Here is a 21,023-nt window from a genome sequence, read left to right as displayed (position 1 = left end):
GTTCGAAGGGGGGCCGGCGGACGGCTCAGCCCCGGGCGACTGTCAGGGACGACAGCCGCCGGCGACGCGGAAGGGCATTCGGAACGGCGGAGGTGGCGCGGCAAAGGCACGGTGGACCATGTTCAGCTCCTGGGGTCTATCTATGCTTATTACTAAATCGCATATTTTTCTAATTTGTTCTTTGTTGACGGAATAAGAGCTTGCATTTAAAACCAGCACATCCCGAACGGCAAATGCCTTTGTCCAATATTTCCAATGCCGGTAAAGCATCATGGATCTGCGCCAACTGCGTTACTTCATCGCCCTCGCCGAACACCGCAGTTTCGTCCGCGCGGCGGACGCCATGGGCATCACCCAGCCGGCCTTCAGCCGCAGCATCCAGGGCCTGGAGCAGGAGCTTGGCTGCCAGTTGGTGGACCGTGGCAGCAAGGACCTGCGCCCGACGCCGGAAGGCCAGGTGGTGCTGCAACACGCGCTGAGCCTGGTGCAGGGGTCGGCCAACCTGATCCACGAGATCGCCCAGTTGAACAAGCTGGATGCCGGCGAGCTGCGCTTCGGCAGCGGGCCGGCGCCGGCCCAGCAACTGGTGCCGGACGCGGTGGCCGACTTCATCAACCGCCACCCGCGGGTGCAGATCAGCCTGGACGTGGACAACTGGGAAAAGCTCAGCCGCTCCCTGCTCCGCGAAGAGATCGAATTCTTCGTCGCCGACATCCGCGACTTCGAGGCCGACCCGAACTTCCAGACGCGCCCGCTGACCCCGCGCCGCGGCCAGTTCTTCTGCCGTCCGCAACATCCGCTGCTGGGCAAGGACAGCCTGTCCACCAACGACCTGTTCAACTACCCGCTGGCCTCGACCCTGATTCCCCCGGGCATCCGCAAGCTGCTGGCGAACCTCAGCGGCAAGATCGACTTCGCCGCCAACATCCGCTGCGAGAACATGCACGCGCTGATCCGCATCGTTCGCCAGACCGACGCCATCGGCATCGCCAGCGACGAGACCCTGCGCCCCTACCTGCAGCGCGGCGAACTGCAACCGCTACAGTGGCGCAACCTGCCGCAGAACCTGGATAGCCTCAGCGCCCGCTGCGGCATCATCAGCCGCAGCGGCTACCGGCTTTCGGCGGCGGCCAAGGCGATGATCGAGACGCTGGTGGAACTGGACCAGGCGCAACACGCGGCGGCCTGAGCCGCCGCGCGGTTTCCCTTCCTCTACTGGAGTTTCGGCAACCCCAGCGCGCCGCGCAGCTCCTCGCGCACCGCGGCAAAGTCGGCGGCCACCGCCGGATCGGCCAGCAGGCTCGCCACCAGCGCCGCGGCGGCGGTCTGCCCGCCTTCCAGGTCGCTGGGGAAGTGCACGCCGGCCAGCACCCGGCTCTGCGCATGCTCCTCGGCGCGGGCGAAGAACGCATCGTGATGCTCCGGCACCAGCATGCTCAGCAGCGAGGCCTTGAAGTAGCTGTCCATGGTGTGGCCGCTGGGATAGGACTCCCCCTCCGGCGGCGGCAGCACCGGCTTCACCTTCGATGTCACTTCGTAGGGACGCGGGCGGGCGAAGTGCTTCTTCGCCGGCATCAGCACCTCGACCAGGTTTTCCTGGGCGCGGTTGAAGAAGCTCCGGGTCAGCGGCAGGCGTTCCTTGTCGAACGACGCGCCCAGCAGGTCGCCGGCGAAGGGGAAGACGTTGTCCTCCCACTGGTCGTGGGCGCGTACCCGGCGTACCTGTTCGGGCGTGCGCAGGCGTTGCGCCTCCAGCACCGCGCCGAGATCGGCGACGGCCGCAGCCGAGTCCGCCGCCGGCGGCGGCGGGAGGTAGTCGGCCAGGCGCGGTGGGTGGGCCAGCGGATAGGGCGCGGCGGCGGTCTCCCCGAGACAAGACAGCGGTGCGAGCAGCGAAAGGCAGAGCAAGAGCGAAGGGCATAGGGTCTTGTTGTTCATGAAGCGTATTCCCTGAGGCGAGGTTGCATCGGGAGCCGAGGCTCCCACCCACGGCCGTTGCGGATGACGGCCGACGCCACACTCTCCGTCGGTGACTTCCGAAATGCTTGACCCGGCCTGCCGTTGCACATGCCAGCCCCTGCCAATGGCAGGCCCCGGCAAAAGCCGAGGCAGGGAAACACAAGCGGCCTGCGGAGCGACTTCCGAGACTGCGCCCACCTGGCACTCAGGTGGGAGAAAACAATAAATGCAAAATCTCAGACGCGCTGTATTCGCCGGCCTGGTCGCCGGCACGCTTTCCGAAGGGGCGGCCGCGACGGCCGGGGATGGGGGCTTCGTCGAGGACAGCGAACTGCAGTTCCTCGCCCGCACCTACTACTTCAACCGCGACTACCGCGACAGCCCGAACAACGCCGGGCGCAACCGCTTCAAGCCCAGGAGCGAGCGCAACGGCTACCGCGAGGAAACCACCCAGGGCCTGCGCCTCCAGTTCGCCTCCGGCTACACGCCGGGCAGCCTCGGCTTCGGCCTCGACGCCCATGCCATGCTCGGCCTGCAACTGGACAGCGGCGGCGGCCGCACCGGCACCGGCAACCTGCCGGTCGGCGCCGACGGCCATCCCGACCATCGCTACGGCAAGGTCGGCGGCGCCCTCAGGCTACGCCACGGCGAAACCCGCCTGAAGTACGGCCAGACCACCACCAGCGCGCCGGTGTTCGCCGCCAGCAGCAACCGCACGCTGGCCGGCATGGCCTACGGCCTGCTGCTGGAGGACCGCTCGTTCGACGGGCTGCTGCTCGAGGGCGGGCGTTTCACCGCCGCCTCCGGCCCCGGCGAATCCAAGGTCCGTGGCGACATCAGCACCGTCTACGGACGCCTCGGCGCCTATCCGGTGCGCCTCGACGCGGTCGGCTTCCTCGGCGGTCAATGGCAGGCCACGGAGCGGCTGCAACTGTCGCTCTACGCCTCGCGCTTCGACGACATCTGGCAGCAGGCCTATTTCGGCGCCAGCCATCGCCAGCCGCTGGGCGGGGAGCGCGCGCTGCGGGTCGACCTCGACGCCTACCGCACCCGCGACAGCGGCCAGAGCCGCTTCGGCCGCATCGACACCCTGGCCAGCTCCCTGGCCCTGGGCTACGAACAGGGGCCGCAGCGCATCACCCTGGCCTACCAGCGTGTCCATGGCGAGCAGCCGTTCGACTACATGGCCTTCGGCGACGGGCGCTCCAGCGCGTCCATGGTACTGGCCAACTCGGTGGGCTACTCCGACTTCAACGGACCGGGCGAGCGTTCCTGGCAATTACGCTATGACCTGGACCTCGGCGCGCTCGGCCTGCCTGGGCTCAGCCTGCATGCGTTGCATGCCCGCGGCCGTGCCGGGGCCAGCGCCAGCAGTGCCGCCAAGAGCATCTACGCCGGACTCTACGGGCGTGACGGGCGGCACCGGGAAAGCGACCTCGGCTTCGCCTATCGGGTCAAGGCGGGCCCCCTCGCCGGCCTCGCGCTGCGCGCCTCGCAGGCCTGGCACCGGGGCAACGCGAGCTATCTCGACGGCGACATCGACGAAACCCGGCTGGTCGTCGATTACTCCCGCTCGATCTGGTGACGCCCCGGGCCGCCCCGCGAGGCGGCCCGGATCGTCCTCACGCGCGCGGCAGCAACTGGATGAACAAAGGCGTGGAGAGCAGCACCAGCAGCGTGGTGATCAGCACCATGCCTGCCACTTCGTTCACCGGGCCGTCGTAACGCTTGGCCAACAGGTAGGTGAGCACCGCGGTCGGCATCCCGCACTGGATGGCGAAGGTGCCCGCCGCCACCGCCTCCATGCCCAGGCCGGCAGCGATCCCATAGCCGACCGCGAAACCGCCCCAGACCCGCACCAGAGACAGCAGCAACGGCCGCCAGGTCTCGTGCAGGCGCAGACCGGCCAGCGACAGGCCGAGCATCACCAGCATCAGCGGCACGGTAATCCCGCCCAGCAGGCGGGTCACATCGCGCAACGGCGGCGGCAGGCTCCAGCCCAGGGCGATCAGGCCCAGCGCCACGGCCAGGGCATAGATCATCGGGTTGCGCAGGATGCTCGCCGGGGTGATATCGCCCGAAGCGAACCAGACGCCGAGCGTCGCGTGACCCACCTGGATCAGGGTGGAGAACGCCACCGCATACACCAGCGCCTCCTCGCCGAAGGCCAGGTAGGCGATGGGGATGCCCATGTTCCCGGAGTTCGGCAGCATGATCGACGGCAGGTAGCGCCGCACCGGCATCCGCAGCAGGCGCAGGGAGACCAGGCCCAGCAGGGCGAACGCCAGCACCGCCAGCGCGGTGGCGAGGAACACCCCGGCCACCATGCCAATGGACAGGCCGGGGCGGTCCAGCGACGACAGCAGCAGGCAGGGAAAGCCGACGTTGGCCACCAGGAACACCAGCGCGCGGGTATCCACCGGCCCGGCGGAACGGCTCCAGGCGAAACCGATGCCGGTGCAGATCAGGATCGGCAGCACCACCGCGACGAACTGTGCGATCACAACCCCACCTTGAAGCCCAGTTCCAGCTCCGCTCGCAGGCGGCCGTGGCCGTCGAAGTTGAGCCGGCGCATCTCGCGCAGTTCGTTGGCGCAGAAGGCAGTGCGCCCGTGCAACACCGCGGTGTTGTCGAGCACCAGGATTTCCCCCGGCTCGAGCTTGATCCGCAGTTGGCAGGCCGGATCCTCGAGCGCCGCCACCAGTTCGGCGAAGGCCTCCACCGCCACAGGGTGCTCGACCACCTCGGCCGCCCCGTCGTTCTGCCGGAACTTGATGCCCAGCGCCTCGCCGTTCAGGCGGAACACCGGCTGGGTGCTGCTCTGGTGCTTGCGCACGATGGTCAGGGCGTCGCCGCGCAGCAGGCCGAGATGCTTGGTCGGCATGCGCCGGCGCAGGCGCTCGAAGGCCAGTCCGGCGCTGGCCAGCAGAGTCTCCCCGCCCTCCCGGGCGTTGCGCACGCATTGCAGGCTGCACAATTGCTCCGGGGTGTCGAGGAAAGCGCCGTCGGTGTGCAGCTTGTGCTCCAGCGGCGTGGAGCCGAGGTAGCCGCTGACATACCGCGCATTGCTGATCGGCACGATGCCGTCGGCGTCGGCGCGCGGGTGGGGGGCGGCGCGGCCGAACAACTCCTTGAGCGCGAGAAGTTCCTGCCTGTCTTCGCCCTGTTCGCTGCGCAACAGCAGGAAACCAAACTCGTTGAGGGTCCGGATGATCGCCGATTGTTCCTGGCGGGATAACTTCACCAGCGTTCTCACCGAAACTTTCACGCGTTCGAGATCGAGTGTCGCGTCGAACAATTTGCTATCGAGATTCATATGACCGCTCTCCTCCGAAAGAAAATCAGGAATGCCGCCGACGCGCAGGGCGAGGCCCGGCGCTGGCGCCGCGCTGTCGTAGTGATGGGCAGGCTAGATGCGGGACGCGGCGGTTCGCCGCGAGATACTTGGAGTTGTTTCCGGGGAGGGTCGGGAGAATTGTCGGAAGGGAAAACTGGAAGAATTGGCAGTGCCGATTTTGTATCTGAATATATGGGGCGATTAACGAACGAAATGATCGCGGAATAACCTGCGGATTACCCGCGTGAAACTTTCATGACGCGATATACGCAGAATCCCCGACCAACGGCTGGATACTTCGCTCGATCCAGTCATTGGTTGGGTCGGTGCAAGAATTTCGAAACATATTACAAATTGCTACGAAACGGCGCCGCCTCGGCCGTCCCCGGCTCGGCGTCACTCCGCCGCCTGCGCCACGGCCTTGGCCTTCGCCAGCTTGCCGGCCGCCTCCAGCAGTTCCGGCGCGGCCCACTGCTCGGCGCTGAATTCGCGACGGATCAGGCCGAAACGCTTGGCCGCCTGGATCGAAGCATCCAGCCGGCCAAGGAAATCGGCGTCCAGGCGCGGCGACAGGGCGTCGCCCAGCTTGCGGCCACGGTACTCGCTCTGCAGGATCACCACCGGGTAGCTGGCCTGCTTCGACACCAGTTCGATGTAGGCGTCGCGGTTCTCCTCGCGGGCCAGCCAGTCCTGGGCCTGCAACTGCACCTTGAGCAGCCGCTCGGTGATGTCCGGATGGGCATCGACGAACGCTCCGGAGCCGACCAGCAGCGCCTGCAGGGTGCCGGCGCCGTTCAGGTCGCGGGTGCTCAGCGGAATTTCCGCGAGCCCGCGGTCGCGCAGGGCGAACAGCCCGGCCAGGCCCCAGGTGGCATCGATCTGCCTGGCTGCGAGGGCGGACAGGGCGGCGCTGAAGTCGAGGTTGATCACCTTCAGGTCCTTCTCGCTGAGACCGACGCTGGCCAGGGCATTGTCGAACGACAACTGGCTGGCGGTGCCTCGAAAGATGCCTACGCGCTTGCCCTTGAGATCCTCCAGGGTCTTGATCCCGGACCCCGGCTGCACGCCGAGATAGTGGTTGACCCCTCGCGCGGTAGCGGCCAGCAGACGGCTGTCCAGGCCTCCGGACTTGCCGATGATCGCCGCCAGGTCGCCGAGGTAGGCGAAGTCCACCTGGCCATTGGCGAACGCTTCGTTGACCACCGGACCGGCGCCCTTGAAGAAGCTCCATTTCACCGCGATGCCGTCGTTGGCGAACTCCTTCTCCAGCAACTGCCGGGTGTAGAGCACGTCGACCACGCCGCCACCCGAGTGCGAGCTGCCGGCGCTGACGTCCGGCACCGCGATGCGGATTTCCTTCGGCGGAGCGGCGCTCGCCAGCGGCACGTAGGCACCGAGCAGGCCGGCGAGGACAGGCACGGCGAACAGACCGAGCAGGGAAGACGTAAGCGCTTTCATGGGGCGGCTCCTTGGAACGGGAAGAGAGGGATTCCCGCCGGGAGCGGGTGAGCGGCTAGCTATGCACAGCGGCGCCTCGAAAATAAATAATAAAAATTCATTTTTTTATAACCATAAGCAGTATGACAGGCCGCACGGGCCTCTCCGCGTCATATGCAGCCAGAGCATGGAAAATATTCTCCAAATGCATTTGCCGCTGCCTGGCGCCTTTCTTTAAATGACCCTTCTTAGCGAAAAAATGCATTGATGTGGCGATTTATATTCCCATGAAGAATATCGATAAAACTCTTTCGCCCGCCTGGAGCCGGCCCCTGCCGCGCCTGGCGCCGCCGCCCTCCGCGGCTTTCGCCCGGCGCCTGGGGGACAGCCTGCTGCCCTGGTTGCTGCCCCTCGGGCTGGCGCTGCTGTGGTGGGTCGCCAGCCATCGCCACTGGATGTCGGCCCAGGTGCTGCCGACTCCCGAGCTGGTCTGGCAGAGCGCCCGCGAGTTGCTCGCCGGCGAACTCTGGAGCGAATTGGCGATCAGCCTGCGGCGCCTGGCCTGGGGCCTGCTCGCCGGGGTCGCCAGCGGCGCCGCGCTAGGCGCCTGGCTGGGCTTCAGTCCGCGTGCCGAGCGCCTGGTCCTCCCCACCTTCAGCGCCCTCGCGCAGATCCCCACGCTGGCCTGGATCCCGCTGTTCATGCTGTTCTTCGGCATCGGCGAACTGCTCAAGCTGGTGGTGCTGGTGAAAGCGGTCGTGGTGCCGGTGACCATCCATACCCTGGTCGGCGTGCGCGACGCCCAGCCCAAGCTGCGCGAAGCCGCCGCGGTGCTGCGCCTGCCGCCACGCCTGCTGGTCTGGCGGCTGATCCTGCCGGCGGCGCTGCCGGCCTTCCTCACCGGGCTGCGCCTGGCCCTGGCGCAGGGTTGGACCTCGCTGCTGGCGGTCGAGCTGCTGGCTTCCAGCGAGGGCATCGGCTACCTGATGGTGCAGGGCCGGCAACTGTTCATGCTCGACATCGTGTTCGTCTGCATCCTCGTCATCGGCCTGGTCGGGGTGGGCATGGACCGCGCCATCCAGTGGCTCGACCGCCGCCTGCTGCACTGGCCGCAAGCCGCCACCGGCGAATTCCGCCGGCGCCCGCCGGGACGCGGCTGGCAGCGCCTGCAGGTCTGGCTGCCGCCGCTGGCGCTGCTGCTCCTGTGGCAGTCGGCGAGCAGCGCCGAATGGGTCGATCCGGCGATCCTCGCCAGCCCTCTGGAAGTGGCGCGGGCGACCTGGAGCGGAGCGCTCGACGGCAGCCTCCCGGGCGCCCTGTTCGACAGCCTGAAGCGCACGCTCGGCGGCCTCCTGCTGGGCGGCGGCCTGGGTTTCCTCGGCGGCCTGCTGCTCGGCCTGTGGCGCCCGGCGGAACGCTTCTTCGGCCCCACTTTCGCGGCACTGCGGCAGGTGGCGATCTTCGCCTGGGTGCCGCTGCTCACCGCCTGGTTCGGCCTGGGCGAACCGGCCAAGCTGACGTTCGTCGCAATCGCCGCCTTCTTCCCGCTGCTGCTGGCCACCCAGCGCGGCATCGCCAGCCTGCCGCCGAGCCTCGGCGAGGCGGCCCGGGTGCTGCGCCTGGGTCCCTGGCGACGGCTGCTCCGGCTGGTCCTGCCGGGTGCCGCCCCGTCGGTGTTCGCCGGCCTGCGCCTGGCGCTGATCTACGCCTGGCTGGGAACCATCGGCGCCGAGTACTTCATGCCCTCCGACGGCGGCATCGGCAGCCTGATGATCGGCGCCCAGCAACTGTTCCGCATGGACCTGATCGGTGCCGGCATGCTCCTGGTCGGCCTCACCGGCGCCCTGCTCAATGCTCTCGGCCAACGCATCGAAGCGCGCGCCACGCGCTGGAGACACGCATGAACGCATTCACCGCGCCCGCCACGGGCACCCCGCTGGTCAGCTTCCGCCAGGTGCGCAAGCACTTCGCCGTGGACGGCCGGCGACTGGAAGCGATCCAGCAGTTCGACCTGGAGATCGGCGAGGGCGAGTTCATCGCCATCGTCGGCGCCAGCGGCTGCGGCAAGTCGACCCTGCTGCGCCTGCTGATCGGCCTGGACCGCGACTACGACGGCGAGATCCGCGTCGACGGCCGGCCAATCGCCGGCATCGGCGGCGAACGCGGCATCGTGTTCCAGGAGCACCGCCTGTTCCCCTGGCTGACGGTGCAGCAGAACGTCGCCCTCGGCCTGGTCAACGAAGCCCTTGGCGAAACCGACAAGGCGGCGCGGATCGACGAATACATCCGCCTGGTCGGCCTGCACGGCTTCGAGCGTGCCTACCCGCACCAGTTGTCCGGCGGCATGGCCCAGCGCGTGGCGATCGCCCGCGGCCTGGTGGCCAGCCCGCGCCTGCTGCTGCTCGACGAGCCGTTCAGCGCCCTCGACGCACTGACCCGCCAGCAGTTGCAGGAAGAGTTGCTGGCGATCCGTCGGCGCACCCGCATCACCACCCTGCTGGTCACCCACGACGTCGAGGAAGCGCTCTACCTGGCCGACCGGGTGGTGGTGATGGAGCCGCGCCCGGGGCGGATCAGGCGGGTGGTCGAGGTGGACCTGGCGCACCCGCGCGAGCGCGGTGGCTTCGACTTCCTGCGCCAGCGCGAAGCGCTGCTGCACGAACTGACCGCCGACGGCGAGTACGTCGCGCCGCCGCCGCGACGGGTGGAAAACCTGCCGTTCGAATTCCTCGCTTGCTGAAAAGCCCCTTGCCCTGGCCCTTTCCCCCTGCGGGAAGGGCGGGGGCGAGGGCCCCACCCTCTCCTCCCATCCAGACGAGACCCGCGCATGAGCAAACGCCCCAACTTCCTGGTGATCGTCGCCGACGACCTGGGCTTCTCCGATATCGGCGCCTTCGGCGGCGAGATCGCCACGCCGAACCTCGACGCCCTGGCCATCGCCGGCCTGCGCCTGACCGACTTCCACACCGCCTCGACCTGCTCGCCGACCCGCTCGATGCTGCTCACCGGCACCGACCACCACATCGCCGGGATCGGCACCATGGCCGAGGCGCTGACCCCGGAACTGGCAGGCAAGCCGGGTTACGAAGGGCATCTCAACGAGCGCGTGGTGGCGCTGCCGGAGCTGCTCCGCGAGGCCGGCTACCAGACCCTCATGGCCGGCAAGTGGCACCTCGGTCTGAAGCCGGAACAGACGCCCCATGCACGCGGTTTCGAGCGTTCCTTCTCGCTGCTGCCGGGCGCCGCCAACCACTATGGCTTCGAGCCTCCCTACGACGAAAGCACTCCGCGCATCCTCAAGGGTACGCCAGCGCTCTACGTGGAAGACGAGCGCTACCTCGACACGCTGCCGGAGGGCTTCTATTCCTCCGACGCCTTCGGCGACAAGCTGCTGCACTACCTCAAGGAGCGCGACCAGAGCCGGCCGTTCTTCGCCTACCTGCCGTTCTCCGCGCCGCACTGGCCGCTACAGGCGCCGCGGGAGATCGTCGAGAAGTACCGCGGTCGCTACGACGCCGGTCCAGAAGCGCTGCGCCAGGAACGCCTGGCCCGGCTCAAGGAGCTGGGCCTGGTGGAAGCGGACGTCGAAGCCCATCCGGTGCTCGCCCTGAGCCGCGAGTGGGAAGCCCTGGACGACGAGGAACGGGCGAAGTCGGCGCGGGCGATGGAGGTCTACGCGGCGATGGTCGAGCGCATGGACTGGAACATCGGCAGGGTCGTGGACTACCTGCGCCGGCAGGGCGAGCTGGACAACACCTTCGTCCTGTTCATGTCCGACAACGGCGCCGAAGGCGCCCTGCTGGAGGCGTTCCCGAAATTCGGCCCGGACCTGCTGGGCTTTCTCGACCGGCACTACGACAACAGCCTGGAAAACATCGGCCGCGCCAATTCCTACGTCTGGTATGGCCCGCGCTGGGCCCAGGCGGCCACCGCGCCGTCGCGCCTGTACAAGGCGTTCACCACCCAGGGCGGCATTCGCGTGCCGGCGCTGGTGCGCTACCCGCGGCTAAGCCGGCAGGGCGCGATCAGCCATGCCTTCGCCACGGTGATGGACGTCACCCCGACCCTCCTCGACCTCGCCGGTGTCCGCCACCCAGGCAAGCGCTGGCGCGGCCGCGAGATCGCCGAACCGCGCGGCAGGTCGTGGCTGGGCTGGCTTTCCGGCGAGACCGAGGCGGCCCACGACGAGAACACCGTGACCGGCTGGGAGCTGTTCGGCATGCGTGCGATCCGCCAGGGCGACTGGAAGGCGGTGTACCTGCCGGCCCCGGTGGGTCCGGCCACCTGGCAGCTCTACGACCTGGCCCGCGACCCGGGCGAGATCCACGACCTCGCTGACAGCCAGCCGGGCAAGCTGGCGGAGCTGATCGAGCATTGGAAGCGCTACGTCAGCGAGACCGGTGTCGTAGAGGGGGCTTCGCCTTTCCTGGTGCGATAAGCGGAACCTCTCCCCTCGCCCTCTCCCTTCAGGAGGGAACGTCTGGCCATAAGGTCGGGGAGAGGGGCTACTTCGCCGGGCGGAACGAGGCGCCCCGGGTCAGGCCGAGAAACCGCCATCGATGGTCAGGCTGGCCCCGGTGATGTAGGCCGCTTCCGGCCCGGCCAGGTAGGCGACGAAGCTGGCGATTTCCTCGCTGCGGGCGTAGCGCGGCAGCGCCATCAGGCCCTTGAGGGTCTCGGCGAAGTCGCCGTCGTCCGGGTTCATGTCGGTATCCACCGGACCCGGCTGCACGTTGTTCACCGTGATCCCGCGCGGGCCGAGGTCGCGGGCCAGGCCCTTGGTCAGGCCGACCAGCGCCGACTTGCTCATCGCGTAGGTGGCGCCGCCGGCGAACGGCATACGTTCGGCATTGGTGCTGCCGATGCTGATCACCCGCCCGCCGTCGCCCATGTGCTTGACCGCCGCCTGGGTGGCGATGAAGACGCTGCGCACGTTGATCGCCAGGGTCCGCTCGAAGTCGGCCAGCGGCAGCTCTTCCACCGAACCGAGGGCGAGGACAGCGGCGTTGTTGACCAGGATGTCGATGCGTCCGAAGCGAGCCGCCGCTTCGTCGACGGCGGCGACGAGCGCGGCCGCGTCGGCGCTATCGGCATGCAGGGCCAGGATGCTGGCTCCGGCGCCTTCGAGTTCGGCAGCCAGGGCCCGGGACTTGTCCGCCGAGCTGACGTAGGTGAAGGCGACGCTGGCGCCTTCGGCGGCCAGCCGGCGAACGATGGCGGCGCCGATGCCGCGGGAACCGCCCTGGACGAAGGCGACTTTGCCGGCGAGGGATGCAGAGGATACGGACATGGAAATCTCCATCGGAGTGGATAGACAGGCCCCGAGTTTCCGCCGTCCATTGCAGACCTGGTAGCGGGTAATCGCTATATTCAGCCGATACCAATGGTTTATGCGGGCCCTTTCCCATGGAAACCCTCAGCAATATCCAGTGCTTCGTCCGCAGCGCCGAGGCCGGCAGCTTCGCCGAGGCCGCCAGGCGCCTGGGCCTGACGCCGGCCGGGGTGGGCAAGAACGTCGCCCGCCTGGAAAGCAACCTCGGCGTGCGCCTGTTCCAGCGCAGCACCCGGCGCCTGACCCTGACCGAAGCCGGGGAGCGTTTCCTGCAAGAGGTCGGCGGCAGCCTGGAGGGCATCCAGACCGCTCTCGCCAACGTCTCCAGCGTCGGCAACCAACCCAGCGGCACGTTGAAGGTCAGCATGGGGCTGGCCTTCGGCCGCGACTACATCCTGCCGCTGCTCGGCGAGTTCCTCGAACGCTATCCCGACATCGTGCCCGACTGGCATTTCGACAATCGCCAGGTCGACCTCATCGGCGAAGGCTTCGACGCCGCCATCGGCGGCGGTTTCGAACTGCCTCCCGGGGTGGTGGCGCGCAACCTGACGCCGGGCCACCTGATCCTCCTCGCCTCGCCCGCCTACCTCCGCGACAAGCCGCCGATCCGCCATCCAGGCGACCTGGGCGGCTTCGACGGGATCCGCATCCGCTCGCCGCAGACCGGCCGCGTGCGCTCCTGGCCGCTGCGCCGGCGCAACGGCGAGGAGGCGCCGATCGAGCTGCGCGAACGCATGACCATGAGCGACCCGGAAGCCACCTGCGAGGTCGCCGCCATGGGCCTGGGCATCACCCTGGTATGCATGCAGCACGCCTATGCCTACCTGGAGTCCGGCGCCCTGGTGCGGGTCCTGCCGGACTGGTACGTCGACGCCGGCAACACCAGCCTCTACTACGCGGCGAACAAGCTGCTACCGGCCAAGACCCGGGTCTTCGTCGACTTCGTCGTCGACTACTTCCGCCGCCAGGACCTGGCCCGGCGCTTCTCCGCCTTCCCAACCGGCTAGCGCCAGCCATCCGTCGCTTCGGCAACCGGGAAAAGGCCCTGGCACCGGCCTCGCCGGAAAAACGGCAGTTTGACATTACCAATTGGGACTCTAGTTTTAGAAAACGCCGCCGACGAGCTTGGAAGGTGTCTTCCGCACGGTCCCGGGACCACCTGGAAGCCCTGCTCCGATCCGGCACATGGAGTGCAGCATGCGCGAGTCCCTCGGTGTTTCGTTACCATCCCGGCCCCTGCTACTGAAGCTGGGCCTGCTTTCCCTACCCTGGGCGTTGTGCGCCGGGCTGCATGCCGTCGGCCTCGGCGTCTGGCTGGCCCTGGCGCTCGGTTGGTTCGCCAGCCTGGCCATGTTCTTCCTCCTCCTGCGCGACCCTCGGCAAGCGGTAGCGAATGCCAGCCCGCAGGCGGATGCCGCTTCGCCGGCCTGGAGCGCGGCGCAACGGGCGCTCGCCGACGAAACCGCGCAACTGGACGGCCACGCCCGGCAGATCGATGAACTGCTGCATTCGGCGATCCGCCAGCTCAGCGACAGCTTCCACGGCCTCGCCGAACGCATCGATACCCAGCGCGGCCTGTCCCATTCACTGATCGAGCGCTACGACGGGCGCGGCCAGGTCGACGAAGGCATCAACTTCCAGGACTTCGTCAGGACCACCCAGCAGACCCTCAGCCTGTTCGTCGAGGCTACCCTGGAAACCAGCCGGACCTCGCAGCAACTGGTGGAACGCATGGACCAGGTGCGCCTGAAGATCACCGAGATCCTGCAGTCGACCCAGGACATGGACGCCATCGCCAAGCAGACCAACCTGCTCGCCCTCAACGCCGCCATCGAGGCCGCCCGAGCCGGCGAGAGCGGCCGCGGCTTCGCCGTGGTCGCCGATGAGGTGCGCGCGCTGTCGACCCGCTCCACGGAGTTTTCCGCCGCCATCCGCAAGCACGTCGACGTGGTCCACCACGAGATCCAGGACGCCGAGAGCGCGATCTCGCAACTGGCCGACAAGGACATGTCCTTCGCCCTCGATTCCAAGCAGAAGATCCAGGGCATGCTCGATGACCTGGAGGCGATGAACCGGCACACCCTGAAGGTCATCCACGAACTGGACCGGCTCTCGCTGGAAGTCGGCCAGGGCGTCGATGCGGCAGTCACCGCCCTGCAATTCCAGGACATGGGCAGCCAATTGCTCGGCCAGATGCGCAAGCACCATGCGCGTCTTGGCGCCTTCGCCCTCGGCCTCGGCGCGCTGGAGGCGCGGCCGCGCCAGGAATGGCCCGAACGGGTCGCGCGGGAGGTCGAGGAACTGCGCCGGCCCTTGCCCAGCCCGGTGAGCCAGAACAGCGTCAACGTGGGCGAAGTGGAATTGTTCTGAGGGGTATCGATAGCCAATCCGTCTAACCGGATAACTATCCGACGAGAAACCGGCGCCAATAATTGAAATCCACCGGACATTGTCTTTACTGGAACTAGCAAAGGGCCATCAGAGCCCTCCGTCACAGCCACCTGGCACACACCACCTTCGCCGCCGAACTTGGCGCTGCGGTAGGGACACCGTGAGGACGCAAGACCATGGGCAAACCGATTCTGATCGTCGACGACTCGGCGTCTATCCGCCAGATGCTGAGCTTCACCCTGAAGTCCGCCGGCTACGAGGTGGACGAGGCCGCGGACGGCAAGGAAGGCCTCGGCAAGGCCCAGAGCAAGAGCTACAGCCTGGTGTTCACCGACCAGAACATGCCGAACATGGACGGCCTGTCGCTGATCCGCAGCCTGCGTAACCTGGCCGGCTACCGCAGCGTGCCGATCCTCATGCTGACCACCGAATCGAGCGACGCGATGAAGCAGCAGGGACGCAGCGCCGGCGCCACCGGCTGGCTGGTGAAGCCGTTCGACCCGCCGAAACTGCTCGAAGTGACGCGCAAGGTCCTGCCCTGATTCCCGTTCCCCCGCGGGGGAGGTCCCATGCCCCAGGATATGAGCCAGTTTCTCCAGGTGTTCTTCGAGGAAACCGAGGAACACCTGGCCACCCTCGAACTCCTCCTGATCGGTCTCGACCTGGACCGGCCGGACAGCGAGACGCTGCACGGCATCTTCCGCGCCGCGCATTCGATCAAGGGTTCCAGCGGAATGTTCGGTTTCGACGACATCACCGCCGTCACCCACGAACTGGAGACCCTGCTCGACCGCATCCGCTGCGGCCAGATGGGCCTGCGGCCGGACATGATCAGCTCCTTCCTCGAAGCCCGCGACGTGCTGCAGCGCCTGCTCGACGCCCATCGCAGCGGCCGTCCCGACCCCGGGGTGCCGTTGCTGGAGACGGTCGAGCGGCTGCGCGGCTGGCTGCGTGCGCCGGAACAGGAAGCGGCGGAGGAAGGCTTCGGCCTGTTCGACGACGCGCCCACCAGTCCCGCCAGGGAAACCGCGGGCGACGATGCCTTCGGCTTCTTCGACGAAGGCCCGGGCGCTCCGGAACGAGCGGCCGCGCCGGAAGCGTTCGGGCTCTTCGACGAGGCGCCCGGCGCGCCGGCCGCGAGCGAAGCGTTCGGCCTCTTCGATGACGCGCCGGGTTCCCCGCCCACGGAGGAACGCGCCTTCGGCCTGTTCGACGGCGCCCCCGGCAGCCCCGCCGCGCCCAGCGCGCCCGCGCAAGCCGTCGCCGCGCCGGCCAGGGGCGCAGTCGCGCCCGTGCGTGGCGACGGCGAGTCCGGCTCGATCCGGGTCAGCGTGGAAAAGATCGACAGCCTGATCAACCTGGTCGGCGAACTGGTGATCACCCAGGCCATGCTCGGCCAGCTCGGCGAGCAGCTCGATCCGAGCCACCACGAGCGCTTGCAGCACGCCCTGGCCCAGCTCGAACACAACACCCGCGACCTGCAGGAATCGGTGATGTCGATCCGCATGCTGCCGATCAACTTCATCTTCAGCCGCTTCCCCAGGCTGGTGCGCGACACCGCCACGCGCCTGGGCAAGCAGGTCGAGCTGCACCTGCACGGCGAGCACACCGAACTGGACAAGAGCGTGATCGAGAAACTCAGCGATCCGCTCACCCACATCGTCCGCAACAGCATCGACCACGGCATCGAAACACCCGCCGAACGCCTCGCCGCCGGCAAGCCGGCGAGCGGCACGGTGAAGCTCGCCGCCAGCCACCAGGGCGGCAGCGTGGTGGTGGAGGTTTCCGACGACGGTCGCGGCCTGTCGCGTCCGCGCATCCTCGCCAAGGCCCGCGAGCGCAACCTGCCGGTGCATGACGGGATGAGCGACGCCGAGGTCTGGCAACTGGTGTTCATGCCCGGCTTCTCCACCGCCGAGACGGTTACCGAGCTGTCCGGACGCGGCGTCGGCATGGACGTGGTGAAGCGCAACATCGGTGCCATGGGCGGGCGCATCGACATCGACTCGGCGCCCGGCATGGGCACTCGCATCGGCATCCGCCTGCCGCTGACCCTGGCGATCCTCGACGGCCTGATCGTCGCCGTCGAAGCGGTCAACTACGTGATTCCGCTGACCTACATCGTCGAGTCGTTGCAGGCGCGCAGCGACGACGTGCGCGGCCTCGGCGGCGAAGACAACGCGATGATCCGCGTACGCGGCGAGTACCTGCCACTGTTCAGCCTGCACGAGCTGTTGCGCATCGGCGGCGAAGCGCCGGCGCCGGAGCAGGGCATCGTGGTGATCCTCGAGTCCGAGGGGCGCAGCTTCGCCCTGCAGGTGGACGAACTGGTCGGCCAGCAGCAAGTGGTGATCAAGAGCCTGGAACAGAATTTCCGCCGCGTGGAGGGTATCGCCGGCGCCACCATCATGGGCGACGGCAGCGTCGCCCTGATTCTCGACGTCGATGCGCTGCCACGCCTGGCGGCGCGGGAGGACACCGCCGATGAACGGCACTGAGGCAAGCCAGGCGAACGGCCCGGCGCAGGAATACCTGACCTTCACCCTGGGCCGCGAGGAGTACGCCATCGACATCCTCCGCGTGCAGGAGATCCGCGGCTACGACCAGGTCACCGCGATCGCCAACGCGCCGCCCTTCATCAAGGGCGTGATCAACCTGCGCGGGGCGATCGTGCCGATCGTCGACCTGCGCATCAAGTTCCACCTCGCCGAGGTCACCTACGACCCGTTCACCGTGGTGATCATCCTCAACATCGGCCGGCGCATCGTCGGCGTGGTGGTGGACTCGGTATCCGACGTGATCGCCCTGGGCGGCGACGCGATCAGGCCGCCGCCGGAGTTCGGCGCCAGCTTCGACACCGAATACCTGCTCGGCCTGGCCACCGCGGGCGAGCGCATGTTGATCCTGGTGGACATCGAAAGACTGATGACCAGCCGCGAAATGGCGCTGGTCGACGAAGCCGCGGCCTGAGCGGCGCCAACGAGGGATAGGCAGGGGATATCGAAATGGGTCTGTTCAATGCACATGCGGTGGCGCAGCAACGCGCCGACCGGATCGCCACGCTCCTCCAGTCGTTCGCCGACGGCCAGCTCGACACCGCCGTCGGCGAGGCCCCGGCGCCCGGCTACGAGCGTCTCTACGACAGCCTGCGGGCGCTGCAGCGGCAACTGCGCGAACAACGCGCCGAACTCCAGCAGGTGGAAAGCCTGGAGGCGGGGCTGGCGGAGATGAGCCGCCAGCACGAAGCCGGCTGGATCGACCAGACGATTCCCGCCGAACGCCTGGAAGGTCGCGCGGCGCGCATCGCCAAGGGCGTCAACGAACTGGTGGCCGCGCACATCGCGGTGAAGATGAAGGTGGTCAGCGTGGTCACCGCCTACGGCCAGGGCAACTTCGAGCCGCTGATGGACCGCCTGCCGGGCAAGAAGGCGCAGATCACCGAAGCCATCGACGGCGTTCGCGAGCGCCTGCGCGGGGCCGCCGAGGCGACCTCGGCGCAACTGGCCACGGCGGCCTACAACGCGCGGATCAAGAGCGCGCTGGACAACGTCTCGGCCAACGTGATGATCGCCGACAACGACCTCAACATCATCTACATGAACCGCACCGTCAGCGAGATGCTCGGCCGCGCCGAAGCGGATATCCGCAAGCAACTGCCGAACTTCGACGCCGGCCGCCTGATGGGCGCCAACATCGACGTGTTCCACAAGAACCCGGCGCACCAGCGGCACCTGCTGGCCAACCTCACCGGCGTGCACAAGGCCGAGCTCAACCTCGGCGGCCGGCGCTTCTCCCTCGACGTGGTGCCAGTGTTCAACGACGCCAACGAACGCCTCGGCTCCGCCGTGCAATGGACCGACCGCACCGAGGAACACCGCGCCGAGCAGGAAGTCTCGCAACTGGTGCAGGCGGCGGCCGCCGGCGACTTCAGCAAGCGCGTCGAGGAGGCCGGCAAGGAAGGCTTCTTCCTCAGGCTGGCGAAGGACCTGAACAGCCTGGTGGATACCGCCGACCGCGGCTTGCGCGACGTCTCGCGGATGCTCGGGGCGCTGGCCCAGGGCGACCTCACCCAGCGCATCGAGGCCGACTACCAGGGCACCTTCGGCCAGCTCAAGGACTTCTCCAACGAGACCGCGCTGAGCCTGTCGCGGATGCTCGGGCAGATTCGCGAGGCCGCCGACACCATCAACACCGCCGCCAGCGAGATCGCCAGCGGCAACGCCGAACTGTCGGCGCGCACCGAGCAGCAGGCGTCGAGCCTGGAGGAAACCGCCTCGAGCATGGAAGAACTGACCAGCACGGTGAAGCTCAACGCCGAGAATGCCCGCCAGGCCAACTCGCTGGCGGCCAATGCCTCGGAAGTGGCGACCCAGGGCGGCACCGTGGTGCAGAAGGTGGTCAGCACCATGTCCTCGATCAACGAGTCGGCGCGCAAGATCGCCGACATCATCGGGGTGATCGACGGCATCGCCTTCCAGACCAACATCCTCGCCCTCAACGCCGCGGTCGAGGCAGCCCGCGCCGGCGAGCAGGGCCGCGGCTTCGCGGTGGTCGCCGGGGAAGTGCGCACCCTCGCCCAGCGTTCCGCCGCCGCGGCCAAGGAGATCAAGACGCTGATCTCCGACTCGGTGGACAAGGTGGAGAACGGCAACACCCTGGTGGCCCAGGCCGGACAGACCATGAGCGACATCGTGGTAGCGATCCGCCGGGTCACCGACATCATGTCGGAGATCGCCGCCGCCTCCGCCGAGCAGAGCACCGGCATCGAAGAGGTGAACAGCGCGGTCTCGCAGATGGACGACATGACCCAGCAGAACGCCGCGCTGGTGGAGGAAGCCGCGGCCGCCGCCGAGGCCATGCAGGAGCAGGCGGGCCTGCTCAACCAGTCGGTGGCGGTGTTCAGGCTGGACACTCCGCCGAGCGTGGTCCAGCTCGCCAGCGCGCGGCCGTCCGCGCCACGCCCCAGCGCGCCGGCGCCGCTGGCCCGCAGCGGCATGGCGCGGGCCAGCAAGGCGCGCAAGGAAGACGGCTGGGAAGAGTTCTGAGACCACGCCGCGCCTCCGCCAGGCGGAGGACGGCAAGCCCTTAGGGTCGACCAGGGAAACCCGACGCCAATGCCCACCTCCACGCCTTCGCCGGTGTTCGGCAACCAGGAGTTCCACTACACCCGCGAGGACTTCCAGCAAGTACGCGAGCGGCTCTACCGGCTGACCGGCATCAGCCTGGCCGAGAGCAAGGCGCAACTGGTCTATAGCCGCCTCTCGCGGCGCCTGCGCCTGCTGCGGCTCGGCAGCTTCGCCGAATATTTCACCCACCTCGACCGCGAGCCGGGCGAGCAGCAGTTGTTCGTCAACGCGCTGACCACCAACCTCACCGCATTCTTCCGCGAACGCCACCACTTCCCCCTGCTCGCCGACCTCGCCCGCCGCCAGTTGCAGCGGCATCGCCCGCTGCGCATCTGGTCGGCGGCGGCGAGCACCGGCGAGGAACCCTATTCGATCGCCATTACCCTGGTGGAGGCGCTGGGCAGCTTCGATCCGCCGGTGAAGATCGTCGCCTCGGATATCGACACCGGGGTGCTCGACTGCGCCCGCCTGGGCGTCTATCCGCTGGAACGCCTGGAGCAGATGCCGGCGCCGCTGAAGAAACGCTTCTTCCTCCGTGGCACCGGGCCCAACGCCGGCAAGGCGCGGGTGGTGGAGGAACTGCGGCAACTGGTGGAGTTCCGCCAGATCAACCTGCTGGAAGCGGACTGGTCGATCGCCGGGGAACTCGACGCGATCTTCTGCCGCAACGTGATGATCTACTTCGACAAGCCGACCCAGACCCGCCTGCTGGAACGCATGGTGGCCCTGCTGCGGCCGGAGGGCCTGTTCTTCGCCGGGCATTCGGAGAACTTCGTCCACGCCAGCCACCTGGTGCGGCCCGTCGGCCAGACCGTCTACAGCCCGGCCTGATCGCGATGAATCTCCAGGCCCGGGAAGGCGCGCCGCTGAACCGCTACTACGATCCGTACTTCGCCTGCGATGCGGTGAAGCTGTTGCCCGGCGAGTACTTCGCCAGCGGCGAAGACCTGGTGATCGTCACCGTGCTCGGCTCCTGCGTCTCGGTGTGCCTGCGCGACCCGCTCAACGGCATCGCCGGGATGAACCACTTCATGCTCCCCGAGCGCGGCCTCGGCGGCGACCCGGCCTCGCCGTCGGCGCGCTACGGCAGCCACGCCATGGAACTGCTGATCAACCGCATGCTGGCCCTCGGCGCCAGCCGCGAGCGCCTGCAGGCCAAGGTCTTCGGCGGCGGCTCGGTACTGCGCCAGATCAGCGCCGCCATCGGCCAGCGCAACGTCGAGTTCACCCTCGACTACCTGGCCACCGAGCGTATCCCGCTGCTCGCCAGCGACGTGCTGGAGGCCTTCCCGCGCAAGATCTACTTCTTCCCGCGCAATGGCCGGGTCCTGGTGAAGTCCCTGGTGGAGCTGAAGAACGACACCGTGCTGCAGCGTGAACGCGACTACCGCCGCCGTATCGATCGCAACGCGGACGGCGGCCCCATCGACCTGTTCTGACT

The 21,023-nt window shown here is 67.9% G+C and carries 18 protein-coding genes; 13 read left to right on the top strand and 5 right to left on the bottom strand.

Features of this window, described 5'->3' with window-relative positions; genetic code table 11:
* Positions 1–271: 271 nt before the first annotated feature.
* Entirely contained in the window at positions 272–1,189 is a 918-nt protein-coding gene (locus LT948_RS22195) for a LysR family transcriptional regulator (protein WP_003117232.1), read from the top strand.
* Positions 1,190–1,212: 23 nt separating this feature from the next.
* Here the strand turns inward: LT948_RS22195 and LT948_RS22190 are convergent, their stop codons facing one another.
* Positions 1,213–1,938 carry an acid phosphatase gene (locus tag LT948_RS22190; protein WP_019485358.1) on the bottom strand — a complete coding sequence of 242 codons (726 nt, stop codon included), beginning with the start codon at positions 1,936–1,938 and terminating at the stop codon, positions 1,213–1,215.
* A 247-nt stretch (positions 1,939–2,185) separates the two neighbouring features.
* Between LT948_RS22190 and LT948_RS22185 the strand changes: the two genes are divergently transcribed.
* Complete coding sequence (locus LT948_RS22185) at positions 2,186–3,544, top strand: OprD family porin (RefSeq protein WP_023100100.1); 1,359 nt, start codon at positions 2,186–2,188, stop codon at positions 3,542–3,544.
* Between the two features lie 37 nt (positions 3,545–3,581).
* Here LT948_RS22185 and LT948_RS22180 read toward each other — a convergent pair whose 3' ends face one another.
* The 3 genes from LT948_RS22180 to LT948_RS22170 form a co-directional block, all read right to left on the bottom strand.
* Positions 3,582–4,463, bottom strand: coding sequence for an AEC family transporter (locus tag LT948_RS22180; RefSeq protein ID WP_003083960.1), 882 nt, complete (start codon positions 4,461–4,463; stop codon positions 3,582–3,584).
* Complete coding sequence (locus LT948_RS22175; protein WP_003107194.1) at positions 4,460–5,275, bottom strand: TauD/TfdA family dioxygenase; 816 nt, start codon at positions 5,273–5,275, stop codon at positions 4,460–4,462. The genes LT948_RS22180 and LT948_RS22175 overlap by 4 nt, the downstream gene beginning before the upstream one ends.
* Before the next feature lie 417 nt (positions 5,276–5,692).
* A complete protein-coding gene (locus tag LT948_RS22170) occupies positions 5,693–6,754 on the bottom strand; it encodes an ABC transporter substrate-binding protein (protein ID WP_003128395.1) in 1,062 nt (353 codons plus the stop codon).
* 266 nt (positions 6,755–7,020) lie between these two features.
* Between LT948_RS22170 and LT948_RS22165 the strand changes: the two genes are divergently transcribed.
* The 3 genes from LT948_RS22165 (at position 7,021) to atsA (ending at position 11,171) form a co-directional block, all read left to right on the top strand.
* Positions 7,021–8,637 carry an ABC transporter permease gene (locus tag LT948_RS22165; protein WP_073656968.1) on the top strand — a complete coding sequence of 539 codons (1,617 nt, stop codon included), beginning with the start codon at positions 7,021–7,023 and terminating at the stop codon, positions 8,635–8,637.
* Positions 8,634–9,473, top strand: a complete 840-nt coding sequence (locus tag LT948_RS22160; RefSeq protein WP_003137062.1) for an ABC transporter ATP-binding protein — start codon at positions 8,634–8,636, stop codon at positions 9,471–9,473. The genes LT948_RS22165 and LT948_RS22160 overlap by 4 nt, the downstream gene beginning before the upstream one ends.
* Before the next feature lie 87 nt (positions 9,474–9,560).
* On the top strand, positions 9,561–11,171 hold the full coding sequence (atsA, locus tag LT948_RS22155) for an arylsulfatase AtsA (RefSeq protein WP_003128393.1): 1,611 nt from the start codon (positions 9,561–9,563) through the stop codon (positions 11,169–11,171).
* A 99-nt stretch (positions 11,172–11,270) separates the two neighbouring features.
* On the opposite strand, the gene LT948_RS22150 is transcribed toward atsA, so the two are convergent.
* Positions 11,271–12,023 (bottom strand): 3-oxoacyl-ACP reductase family protein, encoded by a 753-nt coding sequence (locus LT948_RS22150; protein ID WP_073656000.1) that lies wholly within the window; start codon positions 12,021–12,023, stop codon positions 11,271–11,273.
* Positions 12,024–12,139: 116 nt separating this feature from the next.
* On the opposite strand from LT948_RS22150, the gene LT948_RS22145 reads away from it, so the two are divergent.
* The 8 genes from LT948_RS22145 to cheD all read left to right on the top strand — a co-directional run bounded on the left by LT948_RS22145 (position 12,140) and on the right by cheD (position 21,021).
* On the top strand, positions 12,140–13,072 hold the full coding sequence (locus LT948_RS22145) for a LysR family transcriptional regulator (RefSeq protein WP_003083951.1): 933 nt from the start codon (positions 12,140–12,142) through the stop codon (positions 13,070–13,072).
* 178 nt (positions 13,073–13,250) lie between these two features.
* Positions 13,251–14,435, top strand: coding sequence for a trichloroethylene chemotactic transducer CttP (gene cttP / locus LT948_RS22140; protein WP_409977424.1), 1,185 nt, complete (start codon positions 13,251–13,253; stop codon positions 14,433–14,435).
* Positions 14,436–14,632: 197 nt separating this feature from the next.
* The gene (locus tag LT948_RS22135) at positions 14,633–14,998 is read left to right on the top strand and encodes a response regulator (RefSeq protein WP_003083943.1); all 366 of its coding nucleotides are present in this window, start codon (positions 14,633–14,635) and stop codon (positions 14,996–14,998) included.
* Positions 14,999–15,025: 27 nt separating this feature from the next.
* Positions 15,026–16,954, top strand: coding sequence for a chemotaxis protein CheA (locus LT948_RS22130; protein ID WP_033995901.1), 1,929 nt, complete (start codon positions 15,026–15,028; stop codon positions 16,952–16,954).
* On the top strand, positions 16,941–17,426 hold the full coding sequence (locus tag LT948_RS22125; protein WP_003083938.1) for a chemotaxis protein CheW: 486 nt from the start codon (positions 16,941–16,943) through the stop codon (positions 17,424–17,426). Before LT948_RS22130 ends, LT948_RS22125 begins: the two co-directional genes overlap by 14 nt.
* Positions 17,427–17,461: 35 nt before the next feature.
* Positions 17,462–19,501, top strand: a complete 2,040-nt coding sequence (aer2, locus tag LT948_RS22120; protein ID WP_003123817.1) for an aerotaxis transducer Aer2 — start codon at positions 17,462–17,464, stop codon at positions 19,499–19,501.
* Positions 19,502–19,570: 69 nt separating this feature from the next.
* A complete protein-coding gene (locus tag LT948_RS22115) occupies positions 19,571–20,413 on the top strand; it encodes a CheR family methyltransferase (RefSeq protein ID WP_003083930.1) in 843 nt (280 codons plus the stop codon).
* 5 nt (positions 20,414–20,418) lie between these two features.
* The gene (gene cheD / locus LT948_RS22110; RefSeq protein WP_003102220.1) at positions 20,419–21,021 is read left to right on the top strand and encodes a chemoreceptor glutamine deamidase CheD; all 603 of its coding nucleotides are present in this window, start codon (positions 20,419–20,421) and stop codon (positions 21,019–21,021) included.
* Positions 21,022–21,023 lie beyond the last annotated feature (2 nt).

The organism is Pseudomonas sp. CP-1 (assembly GCF_021213715.1).
Taxonomy (GTDB): domain Bacteria; phylum Pseudomonadota; class Gammaproteobacteria; order Pseudomonadales; family Pseudomonadaceae; genus Pseudomonas; species Pseudomonas aeruginosa.
This window is presented reverse-complemented; position numbering and strand designations above follow the sequence as displayed.